Source organism: Pirellulales bacterium, from assembly GCA_036490175.1.
Taxonomy (GTDB): Bacteria; Planctomycetota; Planctomycetia; order Pirellulales; family JACPPG01; genus JACPPG01.
This window is the reverse complement of record DASXEJ010000359.1, coordinates 52,208-75,894: the sequence shown is the minus strand read 5'-3', so window position 1 is coordinate 75,894 and position 23,687 is coordinate 52,208. Positions and strand designations below refer to the sequence as shown.

The following is a 23,687-nucleotide window of genomic DNA, read 5'->3' as shown; positions in this document are numbered from 1 at the left end:
CAAATGAACGTATATATGAGGATTCGCAACGATGCCTAAAAGGCCCGTGCTGGCTAAATCAGAACTTGAGGTCGCCCGGATCGTGTGGGAACTAGGCCGCGCCACCGTGCGCCAGGTGTTGGATGCCTTGCCCGACAAGCGAGGGCTCGACTTCAAGACAGTGCAGACTTATTTACGGCGGCTGGAGGCCAAAGGGTATCTCAAGACAAAGCGCGAGGGGCGAAGCAACGTCTACAGGCCCACCGTCCGGCCCGGGCAGGTCATCGGCGAGCTGATGGATGATTTGCTCAACCGACTGTTCGACGGCCAGGTCCTGCCGCTCTTTCAGCACATGGTCAACGATCGCGGTTTATCGCGCGACGAGATGCGACAGCTACGCGAACTGTTGGATCGACTGGAGGAAGAACCACAATGACGGTCTCCCTTGATGCTCTCGGCCCTTTGGCGTGGCTCCAGATTTGGCAAGTCACCGTCGTGTCGGTCTGCGTCGCGGCCTTGGTCACGTTCTGTTGTCGCAAACAACCTCGCGTAGCCTACGCACTTTGGATGCTGGTCATTATCAAGTCCATCGTGCCGCCAGTATGGAGCAGCCCGACAGGACTATTTAGTTGGGCGCTGCGGGACACTACGACAGCGCAATCCATCACTGTACTTCCCTCTGCGACCGCGGCGCGATCCACGGCAGCGTCCCAATCTACGGCAACGACGCAACCCGCTGTGGTCGGGGATGTGCGCCGCGCGTCCAGCGAGTCGCCGGCGACGGATCCCATGAGCCCACGTCCGGCGCTAGCCAGCGACCATCAGATAGGCATGTCTGTCGATCGAGGTACGGATTGGAGCCGCATTCGCCTGGCACTGTTTGTGCTTTGGTCTGGCGGGCTGATGATCGGCACAGGATACGTGCTGGCGAAGCAACTCGTGTGCGCTCGATTGATTCGCCGGTCGAGCCTTTCTGTCGATCAGAGATACACGGCGGCACTCGGCGACCTATCGCGACGTTTAGGTATCGATCGCAAGGTGCGCCTGATCGTGACGAGCCGGCCGATCGGCCCTGCGGCCTTTGGCATTTTCCGCCCCTCGATCCTGCTGCCCGAGCCACTGTTATCCGGCGCCTCAGCCGACCAAATTGACCTTATCCTTGCGCATGAATTGATTCACTTGCGCAGAGGAGATGTCTTTGCGAGCAAGCTGCAACTCGTGGCACAACTGGCCTGGTGGTTCAATCCGCTGGTGTGGTGGGCAAACCAACAAGCCGGCCGCGAGCGCGAGCGTTGCTGCGACGAAGAAGTCCTCTCGGGTATCGGTTGCAAGCCCGTGGTCTATGCACGCACGCTGTTGAACGTCCTCGAGTTGAAGGGGCGGTTGCGGCCCGTCATGGCTCTACCAGGGGTGCGGGCCCTGGAAGTCACTTCCTTACGATTGGAGTCCATCATGAAGTACGCAGAGACGAACCATCGACGGGCTTCCTGGATCTCGCGGATCGCCTTCACGGCGGGATTGGTACTGCTCGTCCCTGGGACGGGCATCACGCTCCAAAGCCGGTTGCAGGCCAACGACAATGGGGACCCTTCTTCCACGGCCGACGCCAAGAGTGCACAAGAGAAGCTGCAAGGCGAATGGAAGATCGTACGTTGTGAGTTTTCTGGTCAAGACGACACAAATATCCTAGGCGTCAAGCATACGATCAAGGACGGCAAATGGATCAGGCCCAATCGACGAACGGCCGAATACCGATTGCAGCTGGGCCCGACTGAGCATCCGACCTGGGTAGACCTTGCGGCAGACCGTTTGGGCGAGAAGACTTTGCCAGGCATCTACTCTTTAGATGGCGATACGCTGACAATCTGCTACGCCTATAATCCCGATCTGCCGAGACCCACGGAATTCAAAACGACGCCCCAAGTCAGAGGGTACTTATACGTGCTCGAGCGCGTGAAAAACGTCGTTGCGGACCTGGTTGCCAATGACAAGAGTCCACGATCCGGAGTTGCTAACGCCGGTGTCCGGCCTGCACCAGAGCAGATACAGGGGAAATGGAAAATCGTCCGTTGTGAATTCTCGGGTCGCAACGAGCAGCAGGCGGTGGGCATCGAAGACGAGATTCGCGACAACAAATGGATGCGGCCCAATCGACGAACTGCGGAGTACCGACTTATATTCGATCCAAACAAGGATTCGATGTCGGTCGATCTTTCAGCAGATCGATTGGGCGATCGGACATTGAAAGGCATCTGCTCATTGAAGGGGGATCAATTGACCATCTGCTATGCCTACAAACCCGAATTGCCGAGGCCCACGGAGTTTAAAACCACGTCAGACGTGCCGTCCTACATCTACGTTCTTGAGCGAGTGAAAGATCAATAGCGGGTTGCCCGCGCGGGCAATCTAAAGTGGTTCGCTCATTTGCCGGCCGTGGTCATTACGTGATCGCGCACATATTGCAGTGCATCGGGCGAGACGCTGAACTGGCCGCGAAATGGGTTATCCATGGCGGCGGTCAGAAAGATAAGCATGGCCAACATGGACGCAAATGCGACCACCAGCAATGAGTGCAGGTGCAGGTTGTCTACCCAGAAGCAGTAGGTCAGGCCGATATTGATGATGGCCCCCACCAGTACCACGCCCCACAAAACGCCCGGCAGCGCCACGTTGACCGATTGGACACGAAAGCCGCGGTTTCCCACCAGGTCGCTGAGGCTCTTGATCACCTCGGCGTGGGCGATCTTCTCGACTTCGCGAGTTGGCTCGAAGGACATGATCTTGTTTTCGAACTCGTCGAGAATGACTTCACCCGCGTCGAGCACATTCCCCTCTCGATGCGCGGGCCATTCTTTTTCGATCACCACCGTCGCATAGTCGCGCAGCAGGTTTTCCGCGTCCTGTCGCAGCTCGGGCGGATAACCATCGATGTCGCGATAGAGCGCTCCGAGTGAATTGGCCTCCATCGCAACCTTGGCATCGACTTCACTGAAATTCTCCCACGTTCCCACGGCGATCAGCCCCAGGCTCAAGCCGTACAGTACGCCGATCGCCGCAAAGTAATAGTTTGTGAGATCGTTGTACTTATCAGAGCCGTTGACCATGCGCCGCACGAGCGGCCGTGTCAGGTACAGCCCGCCCAGCGAGCCGAAGGCGAACACGCCCAACATCAACAGGAACAGCTCCCAATTCGGAATCTCGTAGATCCAGTACAGAGAAATCATTGCAACTCGCGACTGTGGCCTATAACCTGGAAATTACCTACCGTTTGGCAAGCGAACGAGAACGTGGTCCCGGTCGTCTGAGCCGCGTCGCCGCCCGCTTCTCGTATCTGCTTGCTTCCCACCAGGATTGCAGTCGGCTCATGTACTGCGTTACGGTGAGTTGTCGTTCAAGTACCGAGTGCATGTCCCGCTTCGCGAAAGTACCATCGGATGTTCGCGTAGCGAGCTCACATGCGTGCAGAATCTGTTGGGCACGCCCTCGTTAGCATCCATATCGCCAGCATGACTGTCAACGCTGAACGGTGATCCATCGCGATTGACTGACAGAGCCAACGCAGAAAGCCCCGTGCGACATTTCGACTATTTGATATCCGCCTATCACTGCGTGAATGCGGCTGTCCTGCCGGCGCTGGCAAAGAGGTTCTTCAATGGGTCGCGAGACGTGGACAAATAAATCGGGAAACCTGCCATGCGAACTGCGCTAATTCTGATCATCGGGACACTGCTGGCCCTGGCGCAAATGCCGTTGCCAATTTCCGCGGCAGAGATCGAGGAGCAGGATCCCGCTTACTATCACACCGGCGAGTTGGCCGGATCGCTCCGCTCGGCCGAGCCGCTGCCGCTGTTCGACGCCGATCCGCAGCACCTCTGGAATCGACTGTTTGCGGCCGTCACCATCCGCCCCAGTCTGCTCCCCTCGCACAGAAGCGGACCTCCTGTCGCGCGGATCGAAGGGGGGGACCGGATCGAGTTTTTCGGATGGGGAGGGACCACCTATTGGGACGAACCAGCCAATGTTGCGCAGCTCGACGAGTTGTTGGATCAGTTTCTCGGGCAAGGCGGAGAGAAGCTCTCCACGGATCCACTGAAGCGGGTGCTGCTGCAACACGATTTGTGGACCTTGTTCGATTTCTTGATGATCGGCCATGTCGGGCGCCGTGGAGATTTCGAGACTCGTCACCGCCGCGACGAACTCTGCAGCAAGCTGGCTCGCACGATTCAGGCGCTGGCGCTGCCGGCCGAAACGTTGGCCACGCTTCCCGATAATTATGCCTTGGCCATTCAATCCGGACGGTTTGCCGCGACGCATGACTTTGATCCGACGCGCGATTATCTCCCGCCGCGGATTCTGTCCGGCGACGACGAGTGGCAAGAGCTGGACTTCTACCAGGCGCGGCGTTCGGAAGATGTGGAACGACGCTATGTGTTCTTGCACATGCGGGCCTTTCAGGGGCGTTCGTACTTCCGGGTCTTTTGTCGTTTCCCCGGCGGGCGGTCGCAACTAGAAAACTACCTTAAAGAACTCGATGCCAAGGGCGTAGACTGGCGGGCATCGGCTCAACACGGCAGCATCTCGCTCACGCCGGACGCGCCTGAATTACCGGCTGGAGCCGAAGTCGCGTTGCTGCAATTCCTGATCGCGCTTGATACAAATTTACAATTGGTGCCCACGCCGCTTGTCGAATCGGTCCGCCTGCTGATGTTCAAAAACGGCAGCGGCACTGCTGATCCCGCCACCAACATGGGCAACGGCGTGAATGCCACGAAGTACACCCTCAAGCGACGCCTCGCGCTCGCCGAGGGCGGGATGCACCACGGCGGCTTGCATCGCGAGCCGGACGACCTGCCGGTCTATCGCGTGCTTTTTGAAAATGAAGCGGCGCCAGACTGGGGTTCGCGCGGACGGTACTTCAGACTGGCCGCCGATTGTCGCGCTTGTCATTCCGGAGCCGCACAGACCGGTCGCCAATCGATTGGCTCGATGGTCAATACGGCCAGCATCGATTCCGGCGCCGCGCTGGGCGTCTCTCACACTCTCCCTGCGGGCGCAGCCAGCCCCCATCCCGCTCGCACCGTAAAGTGGAAGACGGCCGACGAGAGCTACCGGCGCCTTTTCGAATTGCTGGATAAATGAAATCCAGAATATTCGGCTACAAGACTCCATCGCTCTAGCGAACAAGATACCAGCGCGATGATCGAGTGATAGAATTGTTCCGCGCCGTTTATGCGGCAGCGCGGTGCACCTAAAACGGAGATTGCCATGACATCTCATCACGAGCCTCGCCCGGCCCCGCACAATAAATTGGCCGAAGACCTGTTGAATGGCCTCGACAGCGTTTTCGGCATGCATCCTGGTTTTCGGGCGGTGCATGCCAAGGGGCTGATGTGTCGCGGTGTTTTTAACCCGGCACCCGAGGGAGCAAGCCTGACACGCGCCCCGCATATCGCGCGAATGTCGACTCCTGTTGTCGTGCGGTTGTCCGATTTTGCCGGCGTGCCAACGGTACCCGATAACGATCCGGCCGCTGCCAGTCCGCGTGGCATGGCGATACGTTTCTATCTGGCCGAACACGTGCATACTGACATCGTGGCGCACTCGTTCGATGGCTTTCCTACGCGCAACGGCGAAGACTTCCTGAAATTTGTGCGGGCCTTGGCCGCCAGCGGGCCGACGGCGCCCAAGCCAACATTACTCGACGAGTTCCTGCTCGCGCATCCCGCAGCGATGCGATTTGCCGTCGCCCCCAAGCCGATTCCGACCAGTTTTGCGCGCGAGGCGTTCTTCGGCGTCTCGGCGCTGAAGTTTACCAATCGCTCAGGATCATCGCGCTTTGGCCGCTACCGCATTCGGCCCGAGGCGGGCACGGATTATCTTTCTGCCGAAGAGGCATCCCGAAAATCTTCCGACTTCCTGATCGAGGAGTTTTCCGCACGACTGCAACAAGGACCCGTCAAGTTCCACGTTTCGGTACAACTGGCCGAGCCGGGTGACGATGTGAACGATCCGTCTACGACCTGGCCCGACGGCCGATCGCAAATCAATTTGGGTACGATCGCATTGTCCGAACGCGTCGACGACCAGGACGCAGAGTTTCGCAAAATCATTTTTGATCCGATCCCGCGCGTCGACGGTTTGGAGCCCAGCGACGATCCCTTGTGGCAACTGCGGGCGGACCTTTACCTGCTGAGCGGTCGCCGCCGCCGGGCAGTCAGCAGTTAGCTACATCGTCGTGGCGAAGATCGCAGCAACTAAACGACAAAGCCGCGTGAAACCGATCCCAGTTGCCGAGCCGGCCTCGCCAGCAGCGGGACCTTGCCTCGTGCTGTATTTCAGGCTGCCAGCGGTTACAATCGTGGCGTTGCCGGACCAGGTTGCCCACCATCGGCCGTTCGCCCCCTAAGCTGACGGCCTCGTTCGACAAACATTCCGCCGAATCCCGCCCGCCGAAAAACCTTGCGAGCAATCCGATGCTGAGACTTCTGGGCAGAGAGACGCGCCTCTGCGATGGAATCACACGTCGTGAACTGATGCGTATTGGCGGGCTGTCGTTGTTTGGCAGCATGACCCTGCCGCGCCTATTGCAAGCGAAGGAACGCAGTCCCGCATCGCGCCAGGGGCCGGCGAAGAGCGTGATCATGTTCAATCTGCTGGGGGGGCCCAGTCACATGGACATGTTCGACATGAAGCCGGATGCGCCGGCAGAGATTCGCGGCGAGTTCAGGCCAATCTCTACGTCGCTGCCAGGGTTGTCGGTTTGCGAACACTTGCCCAATACGTCCCGCTGGATGCACCGCGCCAGCTTGATCCGCACAGTGACGCACAACTATAACGCGCACAATCCATTGGCCATGTTGACCGGCTTTGCGGGGGGCGACCCCGCTCAAGTCGCGGCCAAGAACACAGACCCACCAGATATTGGAGCGATTTGCCAATACCTGGGGATGCATGACTCGAGCGTGCCCGGCGCGGTTTGCATGCCGTGCTATCCCGGCTGGGGCGAGGGGATTCGCCGGCCGGGACCGTACGGCGGATATTTGGGTCGGCAGTACGATCCTTTTTTCTCGTTGTGCGCACCGACGTTCGACCGCAAACCGCGAGTGGCGAACTATGATCCGGTGCGTCCGATTGGCGCACCAATGATGCCGTCGCTGGACGCTTTGCCCGAGATGAACATCGATCGGCTCGATCGCCGGCGGTCGCTTCTCGAGCAGCTCAACGATCATTTTCGTTCGATCAATGCGACAAACTCGATCGAAACGATGAGCAAGCATAGCCAACAAGCGTTCTCGTTGCTGTCGTCGAACAAGACGCGTGACGCATTCGACATTTCGAAAGAGCCCGATCACGTCCGCGATCGCTACGGCCGCAACCTCAGCGGGTCTTGCCTGCTCACGGCCCGGCGGTTGGTGGAAGCGGGTGTAACGTTCGTCAGCGTCCATGCCGAAATCTTTGGCGCCAACGGGCATTCCTACGACATGCACGAAAATAATTTCGGCATGCTGCGGGACGAAAACCTGCCGATTCTCGACATGGCCTATCCGGCGCTGGTGCAGGATCTCGACGAAAGAGGATTGCTCGACTCGACGCTCGTTGTCGTAATGGGAGAAATGGGCCGCAGCCCCAGGATCAACGCGAAGGCGGGCCGCGATCATTGGCCGCAGTGCGGTTTCAGCCTTCTGACCGGCGGCGGCGTCCGTTCCGGTATGGTGTTCGGCGCGACAGATAAGCATGCCGCATACCCTTCTCGCGATCCTGTGTCGCCTGGCGACGTTGTGGCCACGATCTATCACCTGCTGGGAATCGACCCCCAGTTGACGATACCCGATCTCGGCGGTCGACCGGTTGCCATCGCGCACGGCGGCGAGCCGATCGCCGGAGTCATCGCCTGACGATGCAAAATCGTCCTGCTGGCCGGAAGCGAACGACGCTCGCCAGGGTTTGCTGGCGATCAAACGAGTGCGGATCGTAGAATAAGCGCTCTAAGAAACAGCCTTTGCGACGCCGTTCAAGCAGAGACTCAGCGCATGTTGCTCAAACTGGCCACCCGCTCCGCCGGTCTATTCTTATTCGCGGCGATCGTGCTAGCGCATCGATTGGCTGCGGCCGCGGATTGGCCGCAATGGCTTGGTCCGCATCGCGACGGCGCTACGACCGAGGTTGTCACCCCCTGGTCCGAAGTACCGCAGGTCGTTTGGCGCTGCGAGGTGGGAAATGGCTATAGCTCGCCTGTTGTCGCCGATGGCATCGTCTACGTGCACTCGAAGACTGCCGCGAAAAAAAGAGAGGCCGAGGATGTCCTGGCGTTCGACGCCACCACTGGCAAGGCGATATGGAGCGACACCTACGACCGCGAGACGTATCGCAGCGCGCTGGGAACCGGCCCGCGGGCGTCGCCTGCTGTGGTCGACGGCAAATTGTATACGTTCGGCATCACCGGCGTACTGACCTGCTACGAGGCGAAATCTGGAAAGCGCTTGTGGCAAACCAATCCCTACGAGACGTACAAGAGCCCACTGCCGAGGTTCGGCGTTTGTAGTTCGCCAGTGATTGCCGCCGGCCGTGTCGTAGTCTTGGTCGGTGGTGGTGGGACCGCGGTCACGGCCTACGACAGCTTGACGGGCGAAGTCGCATGGAAGGGGCTAGATGAACCAGCTGGCTCGGCGTCCCCCACGGTTTGGATGAGCGGGCAAGGGGCCGACGCCCGCCCGACGCTGGTCGTGCAAACGACGCTACGTATCCTGGGCATGAAGCCTGAAGATGGCAAAGTTCTGTGGGAGCACCCGCTCGTTTTTCAACCGGCGGGAGTGTCTCCGACGCCATTTCTTATCGGCAACTCGCTGATCTGTACAACGCCCGACACCGGGACGCTCTCGTTGGAGATTCCTGCCAGTGCCGAGGTGCCTCCGCGACTGGCTTGGCAAAAACCGCAGGCCACCAGCTACTTTTCCACCGGCACCGTCGGAGCGGATAGTTCAGTTCTCATCGTGACAAATCAGCAGGCCCCCGTCCCGCGTGCCGACCTGTGCTGCTTTGACGTGGCCAATGGCGACGAGCTGTGGCGCAAAGATGGCCTGGGATACTATCATTTTGGGGTCATTGCCACCGGCGATGGTAAGCTGCTGCTGCTCAACGACGGCGGATACTTGCTGTTGGCCGAAGTCACACGCGAGGGCTTTAGGGAACTGGCCAAATCGAAGGTATGCCGAGGCACACTCTGCAATCCGGCCTTTACTGACGGTAAACTATACGTTCGCGACGACAAGGAACTGATCTGTCTGCAGTTGGGACGCTCGACGGCTGCCAGCGCCCCCCGCGAGTAGTCGTTGCAGCGACCAGGAATAGGATTCACCCGCCATGAGCGCGACGATTGCCCTGGCATGTCTGCTACTGGTCGGCGAACAGTCGACGAAGGCAGACCCTGCAGACCTGGCGCAGCGCATCGACGAGCGGCTGCAAGTCCGATTCGACAGTGAACAGGTGCTCCCCGCCGAACGTGCTGCCGATGACGAATTCCTGCGGCGCCTGAGCCTGGACCTAATCGGCCGCATTCCGACGCCTAAGGAAGTGCAAAGTTTCCTGGCGGATTCAAGCATCGCAAAGCGCGAACTGCTGATCGACCAGCTGCTAGGGAGCAAAAAACACGCCTGCCACTTTGCACGCGTCTGGCGCGCGCTACTCATGCCCGAGTCCGAGGTCGAGCCACAACTACGTTATTTCGAGCCGGGCCTCGAGGCGTGGCTACAAGAGCGACGGCAAGACAACGTGGGCTTCGACGGCATCGTCCGCGAGCTATTGACCGTGCCGATCGTGGGGCCTAATGAGCAGCCGCAAGTTGTGCTGCGAGATCTACGTCGTCCGAATCCCCTGGCATTCATTGCGGCGAAGAACGCCGATCCGGCTAAGATTGCCTCGGCTTCGACGCGTTTGTTTCTCGGACTGCGTCTCGAATGCGCCCAGTGCCACAACCATCCGTTCGATAACTGGAGTCAGGAACAATTCTGGAATCAAGCGGCGTTCTTTGCCGGTATCGAGCGGCGTGGGCGGGGCCCGTTCGCGCCTTTGGTCGAGGTAACGACGCGCCGCACGATTGCCCTGATGGATTCCGACCAGATCGTCTCGCCCGCCTTCCTCGACCAATCGCAGCCGCGGCCGACGGATAATGGTCCTGCTCGCGCCGAACTGGCCCGCTGGATCACCGCACCAGAGAATCCCTACTTTGCCCGTGCGATCACGAATCGCGTCTGGTCGCAGTTGTTCGGCACGGGCATTGTCGAGCCCGTGGACGACATTCGCGATTCGAACGCCCCGAGCCATCCGGAATTGTTGCGCGAGCTGAGCGAATCGTTCGCAGCCGCCGATTTCGACGTGGCACTGATTTATCGTGCGTTGTGCCGCACCGCAGCTTACCAGCGCACCAGTCGGCAATCGGATCCCAGTCAGAGCCGTGCCGAGCTTTTCGCCAAGATGCCGGTTCGGCCGCTATCTGGGGAGCAATTCTTCGACAGCCTGGCTTTGGCCGTCGCCTACGAATCGACTGCAGATCGAAGTCCAGGTGAGCCTGAACGTGATCCGGTGCGCCAAGCCGTGCTTGGTCTCTTCGCCGGTGCCAGTGGCGGTGGGAATCCACAAACCTCTGTAGCCCAGGCATTGGCGCTCATGAACGGCGACGTGACCGATGGCGCAATAAGGCCGAAGAGCGGCGCGCGACTGCAGCAAATTATCAACGAGTTCCCCGAGTCGTCCGAGCGACAGATCGAGGTGTTGTATCTTTCAACGCTGAGCCGGCTTCCGACCCAGGAAGAGACACAAACGCTGATCGACTTTAATGGTTTAGGCGACAAGACCAGCCGCCAGCAAAACATGGGCGACATCTTTTGGATGCTGCTGAATTCCGCCGAATTCTGCTGGAACCATTAGGCGATGCCTCTGTGGCAATCAACAAACCGTGGTTGGAATTAACAAGGCCATGCGGAACTTCGGCTTAAACCAATTGACGCGGCGCCGCTGGTTGCAGGCGACCTCCGGCAGCGTAGCAGGTGCTTGGCTGGGAGGATGGTTTGGATCCCTCGCCTCGGCCATGGCAGATTCAGAGCGATCAAAGCGGTCGTGCATTCTGCTCTGGATGAACGGCGGTCCCAGCCAGACCGACACGTTTGACATGAAGCTCGGGCATGAGCACGGCGGACCGTTTCGGTCTATCGCCACGCGCGCTGCTGGCATCCAAGTCTGCGAGCATCTGCCCGGGATCGCCCAGTGGACCGATCGATTGGCGATCATCCGTTCGATGTCCACCAAGGAAGGGGACCACGGTCGGGCGCGCGACAACTTGCGCACCGGGTATGTACCGCAAGCTTCGATCCAGTTTCCCGTGCTTGGGTCGCTGATTTCCAAGGAATCCTTGGGACAGGCGGGCGACCTGCCGAACTACGTCAGCATTAACTCGCGCGGGTTGTTCAATCCCGGCATGCCACCGGCAGGATTCCTCGGGCCGGATTATGCGCCGCTGCTGGTTGGTCAAGACACCGACGGCAACGAAAACGGCCAGCGGCTAGCGGTCGAAAACTTGGCGCTTCCGAAGTCCGTATCGACGGAACAGGCACGCGCGCGATTGGAACTATTGCATCGGATGGAACGCAAGTTCCTCGACGCCCGCCCAGGTCCGGCGGCCGATGGCCACCGCACGGCCTATGCCAAGGCCGCCCGCATGATGAGTCACGAGGCCGCCAAGGCCTTTCAGCTCGATGACGAGCCGAAGGAAAGTCGAGACGCGTACGGCAGTTCCCAATTTGGCCAGGGTTGCCTGTTATCGCGGCGCCTTGTCGAACGGGGCGTTCCTTTTGTCGAAGTCTCGCTTGGCGGTTGGGACACCCACGACGATAATTTCCGTCAGGTGCAAAACCTGTGCGGTGCGCTCGACATGGGTTGGTCGGCGCTGATGCAGGATCTTCAGCAGCGCGGACTATTAGATTCCACGTTGGTGGTCTGGATGGGCGAGTTTGGGCGAACGCCGGCGATCAATCCCCGACTCGGACGTGATCACTTTCCCAAAGCATGGAGCGTCGTTCTCGGCGGCGGACCAATCAGCGGAGGACAAATCGTGGGGCGCACCAGTGCCGACGGTACAAATGTCGAGGAGCGGCCGGTGTCGACACCTGATCTGCTGGCGACGATCTGCGTGGCCTTGGGCATCGATCCAGAAAAGCAAAACATGTCCAATGTCGACCGCCCCATCCGCCTGGTCGACCCGCTTGCCAGTCCGCTCTTGGACATTATCTCCTAGACGTTCCTCGGCTTGGGGCCAAGATGCCGAGTTCGGACCACCGGTCGGCAGGGGCTAAAAGCGTTGAACCCCCCGCAAATATCGACTAGGCTGAACGCAAGTTCCATGCCCCCCGTGCGGAGTTGTTCGCGGTTTGAGCGATCGCTGAGGATTTTTACGTCCTTGCCTTGCTACGCGACGCAATTACCGCTCCGACCTGCCGCGCACCTCTCCCGCCACGCTACGCACGCATGCCGCGAAACGACTTCATTCGGGCCAGGACTCGAGTTCCGATCCGCGTTTGCTGCGCGATCGGCCTGCTCGCGTTCGTCCCGTCGGCAGTGGTCGCCGTAGAGCAACCTAACGACACGACCGGGCCCGATCGACCCGTGTTGTTCGAGCTCGATGTGCAACCGATCCTCAGCAAGGCGAGCTGCAACTCTGGCGCCTGCCATGGCAAGGCCCGCGGCCAGAACGGTTTTGCGCTGTCGCTCTTGGGCTTCGACGCTGACACAGACTACGACGCCATCGTCAAGAATGCTCGCGGACGGCGCATTTTCCCCGCCGCGCCCACGAATAGCTTGTTGCTGCGCAAGGCCTCGGGCACGGAACCGCATGGCGGTGGACTGCGTCTAGAACGCGGCGGTGCCGACTATGAGACGATCCGCGCCTGGATTACCGCGGGAATGCCACGCGTCCAGGAGCGCGATCCGAAACTCGTGAAGATCGCACTCGCGCCGCCAGAGCACGTGCTGCCAGCCGGCGCCAAAGAGCAGCTGGTTGTAACCGCGTATTACTCCGACGGTTCGCTGCGCGACGTCACTCGGCTCACGAATTTCGCCTCGAACGAGGCGGCCATCGTGGCCATCGACGCCCACGGACTGATCGCCGCTGGATCACTGCCGGGCGAGGCCAGCATCATGGCCCGTTACATGGGGAACATCGCGACGTGGAATACGGCGATTCCACTGCCAACGCCGGTCGACGCCGCGATCTATGCGCAGTTGCCACGGCACAACTTCATCGATGCGCTTGTCTGGGACAAGCTGCAGCAATTGAATATTCTGCCCAGCGAACCGGCCGATGAAAGCACGTTTCTCCGCCGCGTCCACCTGGACGTTATCGGTCGCCTGCCCAGCGTCGAAGAGAGCCGGCGCTATCTGGCCGACCCAAGTTCTGACAAGCGGGCGCGCCTGGTCGATGCGCTGTTGGCACGGCCGGAGTACGCAGACTATTGGGTCAGCAAGTGGGCCGACTTGTTGCGGCCGAATCCCTATCGCGTGGGAATCAAGGCGACGCTCAGTCTCGACAGCTGGTTGCGCGAAGCGTTTCGACAGAACTGGCCGTACGATCGCTTTGTCCGCGAGTTAGTCACAGCACAAGGAAGCACCTGGCGGAACGGAGCCGTCACGGTCTTTCGAGACCGGCGCTCGCCCGACGAGATCACTCCCATGATCAGCCAATTGTTCTTGGGGACCCGTTTGGAGTGCGCCAAGTGCCACCACCATCCATTCGAGGTTTGGAGCCAGGACGATTTCTACAGCCTGTCGGCCTTCTTCAGCCGCGTAGGCTACAAGGGCGCTGGAATCTCACCGCCGATTTCCGGCGGCGAAGAGATCGTGTTCACTGCCCCAACCGGCGGCGTAGTCCATCCGCTGACAGGCAAGCCATTGCCGCCGCGGCCCCTGTTTGGCAGCGCCCGCGAGGTGGGCCCTGACGACGACCCGCGCGAAGTGTTCGCCGATTGGATGCTCAACGACGGCAAAGTCTTGTTCTCGCGCGTGGCGGTCAATCGCATCTGGGCAGCACTCTTGGGGCGCGGACTCGTCGGTCCGGTCGACGATCTGCGGGCTACGAATCCTCCCAGCAACCCGGCATTGCTCGACGCCCTGGCCGAAGAGTTCCGCCGTTTGAATTACGATCAGAAGGAACTGCTCCGCCTGATCGTCAGCTCGTACGTATACGGGCTATCGTCATTGCCGGTCGAGCAGAACGTTACGGACACGCACAATTTCTCGCGACACTATCGGCAGCGGCTCGAGGCAGAATCGCTGTTGGACGCGATTGGCGACGTAACCCAGGTCCGCGAGTCGTTCAGCGGCTTGCCGCCCGAGGCCCGCGCCGTGCAACTGTGGACGCATCGCATCGACTCATTGTTTCTCGATGCCTTTGGCCGGCCCGACGCCAATCAAGATCCCCCCTGCGAGCGGACCGGCGAGACAACCGTCGTGCAGACACTGCACTTGATGAACGCGCCCAGCGTGAACCGCCAGCTAACCAGCGACGACGGACGCGTGGCCCATCTGGCGGCCAGCACACTCTCGGCGGAACAAATTGTCGAGGAGCTGTATCTGGCGACCTACTCGCGCGGTCCGACCAGTGAAGAACTAGCGGCCACAGTCCCACTCATCGTGGGCGAAGGCGCCGTGCGACGCCAGGCGATCGAAGATCTGCTGTGGGCACTGCTGAATACACCGGAATTTGTCTTTAAGAATTAGTTGGGGCCAGCGGCAAGGATCGCAAATATGAATTGGCTGCGCAACTGCGAAGGCTGGAGTCGCCGTGATTGCTTGAAGCTGGGAGTCGGCTGTTTGGCCGGCGGTGGCTTTGTCGATCTGCTGCGGCTCGTGGGCCAGGCGAACGAAACGACGTCGGGCAAGCCCTCGCGCCGCCCGACGAGCTGTATTCTCATCTGGATGGACGGCGGTCCTTCACACTTCGAAACGTTCGATCCCAAGCCCGACGCGCCGGCCGAAATTCGCGGCGAGCTGGGGGCGATCTCGACCAAGATCCCCGGTGTCCATTTTTCCGAGCACTTGCCACGGCTGGCAGGGATTGCCGACAAGTTGGCCGTCGTGCGTTCCGTCTGCCATAACCAGGGGAACCACGGCGCCGGCAATCATTACATGATGACAGGCACCCCGCCGCGCATTCCGGTCGGTTGCGGCGCCTTCGTCAGTTTCCATCCGAGCCTGGGTTCGGTTACCGCGTACGAACGCGGTAACCAAGGTGGGCTGCCGGCCTATTTTTCGATGCCCAGCATGTCGCGCTCGGGCGGGCCGAATTTTCTCGGGGCTCGATTCGCCCCCTTTGTCGTGGCGGACGACCCGAACAAAAAAGACTTCCGCGTCCGCGACGTCGCCACGCCGGCCGGTCTGGCCGACAATCGCTTTCAATCGCGGCGCGATCTGCGCTCCGTCGTCGATCGACTTGCCCGTATCCCCGACGAAGCCGCCGGCGACCCGGTCCGAGCACTCGACGAGTACTACGAACAAGGCTACAGCCTGGTAACCAGCCCGGAAGCGCAGCGGGCATTCGACATCAGTGCCGAATCCGACAAGATGCGCGATCGCTATGGCCGCAACCCGTTCGGCCAACGCGCACTGTTGGCGCGGCGCCTGGTGGCGGCCGGCGTGCCGTTCGTCACGCTCTACGACGGCGGCTGGGATCACCACTCCGATATTTTTGGCGCCATACGTAAGCGACTTCCTCCGTTCGAGAACGCCATCGCTACGCTGATCGAAGATCTCGAAGAGTGCGGACTGTTAGAGACGACGCTCATCGTCGCGCTGGGCGAGTTTGGCCGGACGCCCAAGATCTCGACACTGCCAGACCAAAAGAAGGCCGGCCGCGATCATTGGGCGAACGCCATGTCGATCCTCTTTGCAGGTTGTGGTACGCCAGGGGGCCAAGTCATTGGCGCCACGGATCGCACGGGGCATTCCGCCGTCGAGCGGATCCTTTCGCCCGAGAATTTCGTGTCGACCGTCTACACCAAGCTCGGTATCGATCCTGGCAAGATCTACTACGCCCCCAATGGTCGGCCAGCCCACCTTGTCAGCGATCCCACGCCGATCAAGGAGTTGATGGGGTGAGTCGCAATGCAGGTGGCATGATCGACGGGCCTTGTTCCCTCACGCGGCGCCTGCGGCCACGGTGTCTGGCGCCGGCACCCCGTTGGACTCTTTTGTTCCGCTGGGCACTGCCATTCGGACTGCCATGCGGTGGGAAACTGCTACTTTTCTGCATGTTCTTGTTCCCCACGACAAGCACTGCGGCGCCCCCGCAACTGAAGTACCTGGTTCCGGCTGGCGCGCAGGTCGGACAGACGCTCGATATCGAAGCGCATGGAAAGTTCGACTCCTGGCCTGTCAGGGTGTGGGTCGATCAGCCCGGCGTATCGGTCAGTCCCAAAGAATCGAAAGGGGAGTTGTCCGTCACGGTCGCCGCAGACGCCACGCCGGGCCTGTATTGGCTCCGGCTGTACGATGCCGCTGGGACAAGTTCGCCGGCGCCCTTGATCGTGGGGAATCTGCCCGAGGTGAACGAGCAGGAGCCGAACGACTCGCCAACCAAGCCGCAGCAACTTGACGCACCCAACGTCGTGGTGAATGGCCGATTGCGGCGCAAGGGGGACGTCGACACATTCGCGGTCCGCGTCGAAAAAGGCCAAACCCTCGTGGCCGACGTCGAAGCGCATCGCACATTGGCCTCGCCCATCGATACGTTACTGGAAGTCGTCTCAGCCGAGGGCTTTGTGCTCGCGCACAATGATGACGATCAGGAGATCGATCCTCGCATTGTGTTCACCGCGCCAGCGAGTGGCGTTTACCTGGTGCGCACGTTTTGTTTTCCGGCCACGCCCAACAGCACGATCTCGCTCGCCGGAGATGAAACTTCGGTGTACCGCCTGACGATTGCTGTCGGCGGGTTTGGGGATTATGCGCTTCCCCTTGCGGTCGCTAGCGTGGATCAACAGGTCGAAGTTCACGGTTGGAACCTGCCCGACGACGCACGGCAACTGCTTCCGCGACTGCTGCCCGAAGCGAAGCAGGCGCTGTTGGCTCATCCACGGATCGTCAACACGCTCGTCCTGCCGCTCGAAACGCATCCCTGCATCGTGGCGGCCGAGCCCAGTGTGCCCGGCCATCCGCAAGCCATCCAACTTCCGGTGACGATCAGTGGCCGCATCGAAGCGCCGCGAGATAATGACTCCTTTCGCTTCAGTGCGAAAGCGGGCGAAACGATCAACTTGCGGATCGAAAGCCGCGCGCTCGGATTTCCGCTCGATCCGGTGCTGGAAATCATCGACAGCCAAGGCAAATCACTCGCGCGCGTCGACGATTTGGGAGAAAACCGTGACGCGCAACTCGCCTTCGCCGCGCCGGCCGACGGCGCCTACGACGTCACGGTGACTGATTTGCACCGGCAGGGCGGACCGCGCTTCGTCTATCGACTTTCGGCCACGATCGCGCGCGCGGACTTTACATTGTCGCTCGCTGCCGACAACTTCACGGTCGCCACCGGCCAAAAACTCGAGCTGCCGGTGACGATTGAGCGATTGCAGGGGTTTAACGTACCGATCGAGCTACGCATCAAGGGATTGCCGAGCGGCGTAACCGCCGAACCTGTCGTGTCGCAGCCCGAGGGAGAATCGGCCAAGAGCGTGCAGCTTGTCGTTACTGCGGGCGACGCGCCGTTTACGGGACCCATTCGCGTGGTGGGAACAGCCGCAGGCACCGAATCCTCGGTCCACTTCGCCGAAGCGACCATGTCCGGTCGCACACGGCGAACCAAGGATGTCTGGCTAACGATCACCGCGGCCGACAAGAAATAGCTGGAAGTCCACTTGCCGGGCCATTCTCTTTGGTTTGGACCCCGTCCTGCAAGTGATTTCTGCTGCAGCGCACCTCGCGGGCGCATCTTCTTAACTCTCGACGGATGCCAACAAGTTGCAATAGTCCGTCAACGCCTGAAGGTGGTCGCGATCGGCGCGCAGGCCGACGTGTCCGTCGGGACGAATCACCAGCATCGTGATCTCGCTAACTCCCAACTCCTCGGCGGTCCCCCGAGTCAAAGGAATGGACGCGCACCGCTGGTCGGGATGGACAGCCAAGAGGAGCGTCGCTTCGAGAAGCAGCGGGCTGCCGCGAGCCGCCAGTAACTCGGCTATGTCAGCCAGGCGATCGCCCGCGGCGTCGGCGCCGTCTATCAGCAGCACGGTGTGGCCGGCACGATGCGTTAATTCGTGCAGCCGGCTGACTTCGCCGCTCGCCGGAAACACCTCGATCGTGTTGGGCAGTCGCTGTCCCGGGCCGATCGTTGAGTTTGCATCGCCGAGTACGATCGGAGAGGTGGCGTAGTCGATGTCGAGTTCGGCCTCCGAGATCGATTCGCGATAGCAAGACGCAGGGTCGGTAAATGTGGCCGTGAGTCCCTTGTCGCGCTGGCGTCGTTGTTCCGGGTCGGTGAGGTCCTGAGCTCGTTCGAACTCGTCCCCCGAGAGGGCGTTCTTCTGAGCGACGGGGCGCCGCTCGGCTTCATAACTGTTCAGCAAGTCCTGCGCGCAATGGCGGCCTGCGACAAGAGCCAGCTTCCAGGCCAGATTGAATGCGTCTTGCAGACCACTGTTCATGCCATGTCCTTGCGACGGAGAACAGATGTGGGCCGCATCGCCTGCCAGCAGCACGCGGCCCGCTCGAAAACTGGTTGCAACCTTGGCGTGGCAACGAAAGCGCGTCGGATTGGCAACGTCTGCGAATGCGATCGCCGGAAAATACGGCTGAAGCGTAGCCGCCGCATCGTCCAGCAGATCGGAGTCAAGAGCACTTGGCCTCAGATAGACGCGCCATCGCGATCGAGGCAGCGAGGTGAGGATCACCGGCACCACGTCTAGATATCCATAAATGGCTTCATGCGAACCATGCCAGCCGATCAGCGTGGTATCGAATACGGCCCAGGGATCGTCCGAATCGCTGCCGCGGAGCTCGATTCCACATTGCTGCCGCACAGCGCTATGGTATCCGTCGCAACCGACCACCCAGTCGGCCGAAATAACTTTCGTGGCGCCTTCGCAGAGGATGGTGGCCGTAACACACTCTGACTGCTGGTCCAGCTTGACCAATTGCGATGTGCGAGTAACGCGGCCCCCCTGCCGGTGAAGATAGTCGGTCAGAATCGACTCGGTCACTTCCTCGGAAATGCCGATGTTGAATTCGTACCGGCTGCCGCACAGCGAAAGATCAATGTCACCCAGCACGCATCCCGCCGAGTGCAGCCGGGCGAAGCGTTGCTTCACGCCGCGCTCGAGAAAGGCATCGACGATCCCCAGCGACTCGAACACCTCGAGCGAACGTGGGTGAACGATCGTGGCCCGATCCCACACCGACGGCGTCGGCTGGCGATCGATGATCGTGCAATCGATCCCGCGACGAATCAGCTCGGCAGCCAAGAGCAATCCTGTCGGCCCGGCCCCCACGACGAGAACGGTTGTATCAGCAGCCACGTGGCACCTGTGCGACGAAACGGGATTAAAGCGTGCTCGATTCTCGTTACCTCGCCCAGGAAAATCAATCCAACCTGCGGCGCCGCCGCGACACACCGCACAAATCCGCCCGTGGGCAACGACCAAGGCACGTCATTACAATCTCAGGTCGTGGCTTAGATAGGTTCGTGATGTGCGCGCGGCCAGTGACCGCATGGCACCTGGGCGACGAAACGAGATCAAAGCGAGCCTGATTCTCATTGGCATTGCCGTGAAACTCGATCCGACCGGCCGCTGCGGTGCAACAATGAACGAACGCGTCATAGGTCGATGTGATCGGCGGCAGACTCACGATCAACGCTCACAGCCCTCCCGGTTACCTCGTATTCGCATCATACGGCGACGTGCATTGCCAGGCCCTTGGCGTCTAACCGGTCCGTGCCGTCGATTTGTCGGGCTGCACGATAAGGACTCAAGAGTGCGACCCGCGATACTATCATGCGGGGATCCGTCGAAGCTACGGTCATCAGCCCCCGCGCAGCAACGAGTAAAAGCGCCTCGACAATCCGCTTCCAAGCAAAGCTCCGGCCACCGGCAGAGACTACGCAGGGCAAGTTCTTGGTCCCTTCTTGTCCTGCCAGATACCTGAGCGACGAAACCTGATCAAAGCGACCTTGATTCTCGTCAGCTCCCCCCTGGGATCCAATCCGACCTGGCCACCGCGCTCGTGCCACTGCGCTGCCACACGCCGAATTTAACCCGCCTGCGGGCAACATGAGCTAAGCGGACAATGTCCGGCAGCGTCTCTCGTTGCGGATGTGCTATCCCGTCCCGTCACCGTAAGATCGCCTAACACTGGCTCTACACTGCCGTTATAGTTTTCGAAAGATCCGCTGCTTTCATTCCCCAGGAGAGCTCGATGACGCGCCCCCAGCACACGGAACCTGCACGCAAGAAAGCTGTGGTCGCAGGCGCCTTGGGCGTGAGCGGCCGGGCGATTGTGAACCACCTGACGGCGCTGGGCGATTGGGAGGTTATCGGCATCTCGCGCCGGGCTCCCGAATTTCCAACGTCGGCCCGGTTCCTGACGGTCGACCTGCTCGATCCGTTGGAGGTCGCGCGGTGCCAAGGCGAGTTTCACGACGTCAGCCACGTCTTCTACACGGCGCTGCAGATGCGGCCGAGTCCGTTCGAAGAGGTCGGGCTCAACCTGGCAATGCTGCGGAACGCGGTCGAGGCCGTCGAGCGCTCGTCGAGCCGACTCAGGAAGGTCGTGCTCATGGAGGGGGCCAAGTACTACGGCGCCCATCTGGGTCCCTACAAGACACCGGCCCGCGAGCAGGATCCGCGTCACTTGCCGCCCAATTTCTATTACGACCAGGAGGATTATCTCCAGGCCAAGTCTGCCGGTCGGAACTGGTCGTGGACCGCGCTGCGCCCCTCGTGCATCTGCGGCTTTGCGGTGGGCAACCCGATGAACATGGCCACGGTCATCGCCGTCTACGCGTCGTTCTGTCGCGAGCTTGGCCTGCCCCTGCGCTTCCCGGGCTCGGCCAAAGCCTATGGCGGCCTGATGGAAATGACCGACGCCGACTTGCTGGCCAAGGCCGCTATCTGGGCTGCCGAGAGCGACTGCTGCGATGGAGAAGCCTTTAACATCACCAACGGCGACTTCCACCGCTGGGAGAACCTCTGGCCGCGCTTGGCAGACTTTTTTCAACTTCCGCTCGCGCCCCCCTTACGCCTCCCGCTGACCCAATTCATGGCCGACAAGGAGCCGTTGTGGCGCAGTATGGTTCAGAAGTACGGCCTCTTGGATTACTCGTTCCGCGACGCGGCGGCCTGGCCCTTCGGCGAAGCGGTCTTCAATCTCGAATACGACGTGATGTCCGATACAACGAAGGCCCGACGGTTCGGGTTCCACGACGTCGTCGATACCGAGGAAATGCTACTCCGGCAGATGCAGGACTTTCAACAACGGCGCTTCATTCCCAAACCTTGAGCCGCCGGCCACTCGCAAGGCCGGGATAAAGTTTCCCGTTGGCACGGCCCAGCCATCAACGCTGCAGGACCAGCGAACGGTGGCGATGGCCAGAGAGAATGCTGATAATCGAGCTGTCTCTGGCATAACCTCGGCGGAAGCAGGAGAAGAGAAATGAGACACAGAGAATGCGAGAGTCGACGGTCTCGTGGCGCGATCGAGCCGCAGCCACGTCGGGTGGCCTTGTGCATACTGGTATTGGTAGCGCTGACGAATGCCGCCTACCCACAGCGACTCGCGAGCGGACTCAGCGAGTTTCACCAGGCCGGCACGGCTGAATCCGCCGATGCGTGCAGCGGTGTACCAGCCTCTCGACGCGACGGACCATCAGGCGACTGGCTCGCGCGGCTGGTTACGGATCTTCGCAAGCACAATGAACTTGTTGGCCTTGGGGCTATCGTAGTCGTTGACGGCCAGACTGTAGCGACTGCCGTTGATGGAGAGCGCAAGATTGGCAGTAGTGTGTCCGTCGAACTTGGCGACCGCTGGCACATCGGTTCGGTCACGAAGTCGGTCACGGCCACCATGATCGCGCGCTTGGTCGAGTCGGGAAAGATGCAATGGTCGGACTCGATCGGCGAGTGCTTTCCTGACGCAACGGTCCAAGACGACTGGAAGCGAGTTTCGCTCCTGCAACTGCTGACGCACACCTCGGGTGCGCCGGCCAACTTTCCCATGTGGGTACTGCTATTACGACCTGTGCCTGGTCCCGAGTGCACCCAGAAGCGCCGAGAAGCGGTTATGGATGTGATCGCCAAAAAACCGGCAAGCCCGCCGGGAGACAAGTATGCCTACTCAAATATCGGGTACACGATCGCCGGTGCGATGGCCGAGAGAGCAACCGGCATGAGTTGGGAAGATCTTGTCAAAAAAGAAGTCTTTGAGCCGCTCGCACTCACCAGCGCCGGATTCGGCCCACCAAAAAGCCCGCATGAAACGCTTGCTCAACCTAGAGGTCATCTCAGGACGCGCGATGGGAAAACGAGCGTGAGCGACAACTCAGACATCACTCCGATCATCGGCCCTGCCGGGACCATACACATGACGTTGACGGACCTTGGCACGTATGCCACTGAACACCTGCGTGGCGACCTGGGGACCGGAAGACTACTCACCGCCGAAACCTATAAACGGCTCCATACTCCTAATCTCGAAAACTATGGATGCGGCTGGGTAAAGAAGAATCCAACCGACGAACTCCCGTACACCACATATTGGCACAACGGATCGAACACGATGTGGTACGCGCTGGTCGCATTCATTCCCGATAAGAACATGGCGGTTGCCGTCACATCAAACGATTGCGATATTGCGCGGGCTGAGTCAGTCGCGTGGTCGATCGTCCAGGCCAGCGCGAAGCAGTTCAATGTCGAAGGCGACTGAAGCCGCAGCTGCGGAGTTATCCCCCAGTCGTTTCGACCTAACCGCGCCTGACAGCCAACGGTCGCTGCCGTCAAAGCGGCTCTGGCGATTATTCAGTGAGATACCCACGATGCCAAACGCCGGCCTCAACACCGCAGGTCTAGGTTCATCGTGTAAAGGCGAACCGTTTCCTCCTCCCGCACCACCATCACGATTGCGCCGGAGTGGGCGTGGCCCCAGCCTGGAGTCGTCTTTAGCTTTACCTTGCCCGAGAAATCGCGGAAGCGCCAGTAGACGCCGCCTTGGCTGGTGAACTCGTCCACGGTTGGGTCGGCCCGAAAAATCCGCACGCACCGCGAACGGACGCCTACTTCGACTTTATTGCCTTGCTCGTCAACGGCCGAGGTGATGAGCAAATCGCGACTGTACTTATCGGTGTTGAGCATGAGAATCACCGGCTCGCCGAGCATGAGGCTCTCGGGATATTGCTTGGCTTGCGCTAAAAACGCATCCCGAGTGGTATTGACGTCCGCGGTCTCTGTGGGCTTGTCCGCCTGCTGGCCTAGCGCCAGATCTGCAGTCGTCGCGCCTGCTCCCACGGCCAGCACCGCCGCGAACTTGATTGCGTCTCGGCGACTTACATCGTTTGTCATAGTCACTCCTCGAGATCGGTGCCAAGAAATTAAATAGGCGCGGGTTCCTAAGAAGTGCAACGGGCGACACTAATGCTTGCCGCGCAACAGGTCCTTTAACTAAAGACCGTTTGGCTGCTGTGC

The 23,687-nt window shown here is 60.4% G+C and carries 16 protein-coding genes; 13 read left to right on the top strand and 3 right to left on the bottom strand.

Annotated features, from left to right (window positions below; all coding sequences use genetic code 11):
* The first annotated feature begins 31 nt into the window (after positions 1 to 31).
* Both VGG64_27635 and VGG64_27630 read left to right on the top strand, forming a co-directional pair.
* Positions 32 to 415, top strand: a complete 384-nt coding sequence (locus VGG64_27635; protein ID HEY1603407.1) for a BlaI/MecI/CopY family transcriptional regulator — start codon at positions 32 to 34, stop codon at positions 413 to 415.
* Complete coding sequence (locus VGG64_27630) at positions 412 to 2,364, top strand: M56 family metallopeptidase (protein HEY1603406.1); 1,953 nt, start codon at positions 412 to 414, stop codon at positions 2,362 to 2,364. The genes VGG64_27635 and VGG64_27630 overlap by 4 nt, the downstream gene beginning before the upstream one ends.
* 35 nt (positions 2,365 to 2,399) lie before the next feature.
* Here VGG64_27630 and VGG64_27625 read toward each other — a convergent pair whose 3' ends face one another.
* Positions 2,400 to 3,203: a DUF4239 domain-containing protein gene (locus VGG64_27625; GenBank protein ID HEY1603405.1), complete on the bottom strand. Its 804-nt coding sequence runs from the start codon at positions 3,201 to 3,203 to the stop codon at positions 2,400 to 2,402.
* 469 nt (positions 3,204 to 3,672) lie between these two features.
* On the opposite strand from VGG64_27625, the gene VGG64_27620 reads away from it, so the two are divergent.
* The 9 genes from VGG64_27620 to VGG64_27580 all read left to right on the top strand — a co-directional run bounded on the left by VGG64_27620 (position 3,673) and on the right by VGG64_27580 (position 17,861).
* A complete protein-coding gene (locus tag VGG64_27620; protein ID HEY1603404.1) occupies positions 3,673 to 5,118 on the top strand; it encodes a hypothetical protein in 1,446 nt (481 codons plus the stop codon).
* A gap of 126 nt (positions 5,119 to 5,244) precedes the next feature.
* A complete protein-coding gene (locus VGG64_27615; GenBank protein ID HEY1603403.1) occupies positions 5,245 to 6,204 on the top strand; it encodes a catalase family peroxidase in 960 nt (319 codons plus the stop codon).
* 248 nt (positions 6,205 to 6,452) lie between these two features.
* Positions 6,453 to 7,874 (top strand): DUF1501 domain-containing protein, encoded by a 1,422-nt coding sequence (locus VGG64_27610; protein HEY1603402.1) that lies wholly within the window; start codon positions 6,453 to 6,455, stop codon positions 7,872 to 7,874.
* A 135-nt stretch (positions 7,875 to 8,009) separates the two neighbouring features.
* A complete protein-coding gene (locus tag VGG64_27605; GenBank protein ID HEY1603401.1) occupies positions 8,010 to 9,305 on the top strand; it encodes a PQQ-binding-like beta-propeller repeat protein in 1,296 nt (431 codons plus the stop codon).
* A gap of 34 nt (positions 9,306 to 9,339) precedes the next feature.
* The gene (locus tag VGG64_27600; GenBank protein HEY1603400.1) at positions 9,340 to 10,902 is read left to right on the top strand and encodes a DUF1549 domain-containing protein; all 1,563 of its coding nucleotides are present in this window, start codon (positions 9,340 to 9,342) and stop codon (positions 10,900 to 10,902) included.
* 28 nt (positions 10,903 to 10,930) lie between these two features.
* A complete protein-coding gene (locus VGG64_27595; protein HEY1603399.1) occupies positions 10,931 to 12,265 on the top strand; it encodes a DUF1501 domain-containing protein in 1,335 nt (444 codons plus the stop codon).
* A 230-nt stretch (positions 12,266 to 12,495) separates the two neighbouring features.
* Positions 12,496 to 14,742, top strand: coding sequence for a DUF1549 and DUF1553 domain-containing protein (locus tag VGG64_27590; GenBank protein ID HEY1603398.1), 2,247 nt, complete (start codon positions 12,496 to 12,498; stop codon positions 14,740 to 14,742).
* Positions 14,743 to 14,769: 27 nt separating this feature from the next.
* Positions 14,770 to 16,119 (top strand): DUF1501 domain-containing protein, encoded by a 1,350-nt coding sequence (locus tag VGG64_27585; GenBank protein HEY1603397.1) that lies wholly within the window; start codon positions 14,770 to 14,772, stop codon positions 16,117 to 16,119.
* Positions 16,120 to 16,271: 152 nt separating this feature from the next.
* On the top strand, positions 16,272 to 17,861 hold the full coding sequence (locus VGG64_27580; GenBank protein HEY1603396.1) for a PPC domain-containing protein: 1,590 nt from the start codon (positions 16,272 to 16,274) through the stop codon (positions 17,859 to 17,861).
* 90 nt (positions 17,862 to 17,951) lie between these two features.
* On the opposite strand, the gene VGG64_27575 is transcribed toward VGG64_27580, so the two are convergent.
* A complete protein-coding gene (locus tag VGG64_27575) occupies positions 17,952 to 19,529 on the bottom strand; it encodes an FAD-dependent monooxygenase (protein HEY1603395.1) in 1,578 nt (525 codons plus the stop codon).
* 898 nt (positions 19,530 to 20,427) lie between these two features.
* Here VGG64_27575 and VGG64_27570 point away from each other — a divergent pair.
* Both VGG64_27570 and VGG64_27565 read left to right on the top strand, forming a co-directional pair.
* Positions 20,428 to 21,510: an SDR family oxidoreductase gene (locus VGG64_27570; protein HEY1603394.1), complete on the top strand. Its 1,083-nt coding sequence runs from the start codon at positions 20,428 to 20,430 to the stop codon at positions 21,508 to 21,510.
* A 153-nt stretch (positions 21,511 to 21,663) separates the two neighbouring features.
* Complete coding sequence (locus tag VGG64_27565) at positions 21,664 to 22,932, top strand: serine hydrolase domain-containing protein (GenBank protein ID HEY1603393.1); 1,269 nt, start codon at positions 21,664 to 21,666, stop codon at positions 22,930 to 22,932.
* A gap of 125 nt (positions 22,933 to 23,057) precedes the next feature.
* Here VGG64_27565 and VGG64_27560 read toward each other — a convergent pair whose 3' ends face one another.
* On the bottom strand, positions 23,058 to 23,564 hold the full coding sequence (locus VGG64_27560; protein HEY1603392.1) for a twin-arginine translocation signal domain-containing protein: 507 nt from the start codon (positions 23,562 to 23,564) through the stop codon (positions 23,058 to 23,060).
* Positions 23,565 to 23,687: the final 123 nt, after the last annotated feature.

Coding starts and splice junctions, on each gene's coding strand:
- VGG64_27635 (HEY1603407.1), top strand. CDS start 32: ATGCCTAAAAGGCCCGTGCTGGCTAAATCAGAACTTGAGGTCGCCCGG.
- VGG64_27630 (HEY1603406.1), top strand. CDS start 412: ATGACGGTCTCCCTTGATGCTCTCGGCCCTTTGGCGTGGCTCCAGATT.
- VGG64_27625 (HEY1603405.1), bottom strand. CDS start 3,203: ATGATTTCTCTGTACTGGATCTACGAGATTCCGAATTGGGAGCTGTTC.
- VGG64_27620 (HEY1603404.1), top strand. CDS start 3,673: ATGCGAACTGCGCTAATTCTGATCATCGGGACACTGCTGGCCCTGGCG.
- VGG64_27615 (HEY1603403.1), top strand. CDS start 5,245: ATGACATCTCATCACGAGCCTCGCCCGGCCCCGCACAATAAATTGGCC.
- VGG64_27610 (HEY1603402.1), top strand. CDS start 6,453: ATGCTGAGACTTCTGGGCAGAGAGACGCGCCTCTGCGATGGAATCACA.
- VGG64_27605 (HEY1603401.1), top strand. CDS start 8,010: ATGTTGCTCAAACTGGCCACCCGCTCCGCCGGTCTATTCTTATTCGCG.
- VGG64_27600 (HEY1603400.1), top strand. CDS start 9,340: ATGAGCGCGACGATTGCCCTGGCATGTCTGCTACTGGTCGGCGAACAG.
- VGG64_27590 (HEY1603398.1), top strand. CDS start 12,496: ATGCCGCGAAACGACTTCATTCGGGCCAGGACTCGAGTTCCGATCCGC.
- VGG64_27585 (HEY1603397.1), top strand. CDS start 14,770: ATGAATTGGCTGCGCAACTGCGAAGGCTGGAGTCGCCGTGATTGCTTG.
- VGG64_27580 (HEY1603396.1), top strand. CDS start 16,272: ATGTTCTTGTTCCCCACGACAAGCACTGCGGCGCCCCCGCAACTGAAG.
- VGG64_27570 (HEY1603394.1), top strand. CDS start 20,428: ATGACGCGCCCCCAGCACACGGAACCTGCACGCAAGAAAGCTGTGGTC.
- VGG64_27565 (HEY1603393.1), top strand. CDS start 21,664: ATGAGACACAGAGAATGCGAGAGTCGACGGTCTCGTGGCGCGATCGAG.
- VGG64_27560 (HEY1603392.1), bottom strand. CDS start 23,564: ATGACAAACGATGTAAGTCGCCGAGACGCAATCAAGTTCGCGGCGGTG.